Genomic DNA, 2,702 nt, shown 5'->3' on the forward strand with positions numbered 1-2,702 from the left:
GACTGTTCATAGATGGCTCCCTTCAGTCGGATGTTTCGCCCCCCGTCCGGGTCGGCAATGCTGATGCTGCTTTTTGTGGTGCGCACCACCTCAAAACCTGCGCTTTCCAGCGCCTCAGTGACGTCCTGACGCGTTTTCAGCTCCCCGGATGAGGCAAGGGCAAGCAGGCCGCTCGTAATCGCCTGGGCGGCTTCCTGCTTCGCTTCCGGCAGCGCGGAAGGCGAGACCAGCACCCGCCGGTTCTCCGGCGCGTTCGGGTCATGCAGCCCCAGCCTGCCGTTCACTATGGTCTGCCAGGCATCGATGCGCGGACGGTCGGCGCGGTCGTAATACGGCTGTAGCCGCTTGCCGGTCAGAAGCTCCGTGTTCGGGATCAGGAAGTTCAGCTCCAGCCGCCCCTTGTCCCGGTGCTCAACCCACAGCACGCTGTACTGGTCTTTATCGAGTCCGGGCATCAGAACCCGCTCGAAACTCGCCATCAGCTTTTCGCGCTGGCCGGGCGGTAAATCCTGTTCGGCAAAAGACAGAACGCCGGAAGTGTACTTTTTGGCGTAGGGCGAGGCGTCGATAAGCTCCCGGACTTCATCCGGCTTCCCCTGCAGAACGCTGGCGCCGTCGCGCTGGCGATCTTTACCCAGCAGATAATCGACCGGCCCGCCGCCGCCGCCGCGCCCCCGAGGATGAAACTTAACGATCATCATCAGCACCCTTTTCCAGTACGGCATGCCGCAACCGCTCGAGTCCGGCATCGATGGCCATCAGCGCGGCGACAATCTGCACGCGGTCGTGTCCGCTTCCACCACCGGCGTTAACCTGGCGGGCAATCTGGTTAAGGTTGTTCCCCATGCCGGCAAGCTGACGAAGCAGCGCCGGCGAGATCGACGGAAGTTTGCCGGCGCGTGCGGGCTTCTCGTCCAGGCACGTCTGCCGCATCCAGGCCGCGAGTTGCTTACCCTCGCAGCGCTCCAGCAGACGCCGGTGCTCGTCCTCAGTCACCCACATGGTGAGCATTTTGCTGCGTTTGTCTGCCAATCCGGCCTCCTGATAACGCCGGGACGGACGGGAAATCTTTTCCCGGTCGGCACGGTGTTGGACAAGCCGCAGACGCGGCAGTGGTTTTAGCGGGTTTCGGGGCGCAGCCCTGAACCAGTCACGTAGCGCTAGCGGAGTGTATACTGGCTAAACATGTTATGACGGAGTGGTAATTTATGAAAGTGCTTCATGTGACAGGGGAAAAATGCGGCTGCCGGGCGTAAGTGCAAAATGCAGGTGGTGATGAAATGACGCCTCCTCGCTCACTCGGTCGCTACGCTCCTGCCGTGAGACTGCGGCGGGCGTTACCAGCTCACAGATTACGGGATAAGCAAATGCCGCTCGAAGCAGGAAAGGCCAAGAAAAGGATGCGGAGTTGCCGTTTTTCCATAGGCTCCGCCCCCCTGACGAGTATCACGAAAATGACGCTCAAATCAGCGGTGGCGAAACCCGATGCGGCTTAAAGATACCAGGCGTTTCCCCCTGGTGGCTCCCTCGTGCTCCCCCGCATTCCTGCCTTTCGGTTTACCGGTGTCATTCCGCTGTTATGGCCGCGGTTTCTCATTCCACGCCTGAAACTCGGTTCCGGGTAGGCAGTTCGCTCCAGGATGGACTGTATGCACGAACCCCCCGTTCAGTCCGACTACCACGCCCGTTCCGGTAACTATCAACTTGAGTCCAACCCGGAAAGACACGACAAATCGCCAGTGGCGGTAGCCATTGGTAACTGGGTTCACGGAGCAGAGATTGTAGAGAATGCCTACAGAGTTCTTGAAGTGAAAGCCTGAGTGCGGCTACACTGAAAGGACAGTTTAGGTATCTGCGCTCCGTGAAAGCCAGTTACCATCGGAACAAAGAGTTGGTAGCTCTGAATTCCGGCAAACGAACCACCGTTGGTAGCGGTGGTTTTTTTGTTTACAGGGAAAAAGATTACGCGCAGAAAGAAAGGATCTCAAGGAAATCCTTTTGCTTTGGCCAATATGCTTCGGTAAAAAGTTAATGCGCAGAAGATTTTGAAAAAATATTAATAACCAAAACTCCAACGCAAATAAGGAACATTCCTGCAATTGCGGGCCAATCAAGTTTTTGACCGCTAACCAACCAACCAGCTAGGCTTATTAGTACAATTCCCGCACCAGACCAAATTGCGTAAGCAATACCGGTAGGTATATTTTCCAATGTTTGGGAAAGCAGATAAAAGGCAGCGCAATAACTTATTGCAGTTCCTACAGACGGCCACAGGCGTGTAAATCCTTCTGAATATTTCATAAAGGTGGTGCCTATGACTTCAGCCACAATAGCCCCTCCCAGGAAAATATATGTATTCATAAAAATACCTCATGTTGAAAAATTTAAATATCTTTACATAACAACTAATTAATAGAACCCGGCTTATCATAGCGAAGGACCATGATGCTGCCACTGCGATCGTTCCAGCTCCAGCGCTTTCTGGTGCTGCACCGCCCGCTCCTGCTGCCGGTGAGTTTCTATCGCGTTCAGCCTTTCGACAACCGGCGCAGCTGCTCGCTCAAACTCTGCACCTGCCTGCTCAAGACCGTGACGCGCTCGTTCAGCGCCGCGTTCTCCCGTTGAATAAGACCAGACATCGTCCGCCATTCCGCGAAGGCGTTCTCCCACTCGTCCAGCCTTTTCGAGTAGTCCTGCTGTAG

5 protein-coding genes are annotated in these 2,702 nt (G+C 55.7%); 1 reads left to right on the forward strand and 4 read right to left on the reverse strand.

The genetic code is table 11. The features are described 5' to 3' along the window. On the reverse strand, nt 1-698 hold a 698-nt coding region (mbeA, locus tag AC2FC2_RS26815), incomplete at its 3' end, for a plasmid mobilization relaxase MbeA (protein ID WP_185762470.1). Further along, on the reverse strand, nt 688-1,011 hold the full coding sequence (locus AC2FC2_RS26820; RefSeq protein WP_004193914.1) for a MobC family plasmid mobilization relaxosome protein: 324 nt from the start codon (nt 1,009-1,011) through the stop codon (nt 688-690). The genes mbeA and AC2FC2_RS26820, both read right to left, overlap by 11 nt. A gap of 638 nt (nt 1,012-1,649) precedes the next feature. On the opposite strand from AC2FC2_RS26820, the gene AC2FC2_RS26825 reads away from it, so the two are divergent. Next, nucleotides 1,650-1,820, forward strand: a complete 171-nt coding sequence (locus AC2FC2_RS26825) for a hypothetical protein (RefSeq protein WP_004193911.1) — start codon at nt 1,650-1,652, stop codon at nt 1,818-1,820. 208 nt (nt 1,821-2,028) lie between these two features. On the opposite strand, the gene AC2FC2_RS26830 is transcribed toward AC2FC2_RS26825, so the two are convergent. After that, entirely contained in the window at nt 2,029-2,361 is a 333-nt protein-coding gene (locus AC2FC2_RS26830; protein ID WP_001099531.1) for an EmrE family multidrug efflux SMR transporter, read from the reverse strand. A 167-nt stretch (nt 2,362-2,528) separates the two neighbouring features. After that, the coding region (locus tag AC2FC2_RS26835) for an MbeD family mobilization/exclusion protein (RefSeq protein WP_070123139.1) at nt 2,529-2,702 on the reverse strand (174 nt) is incomplete at its 5' end.

It is taken from the genome of Serratia sp. CoH_122_TC_1, from assembly GCF_058191755.1.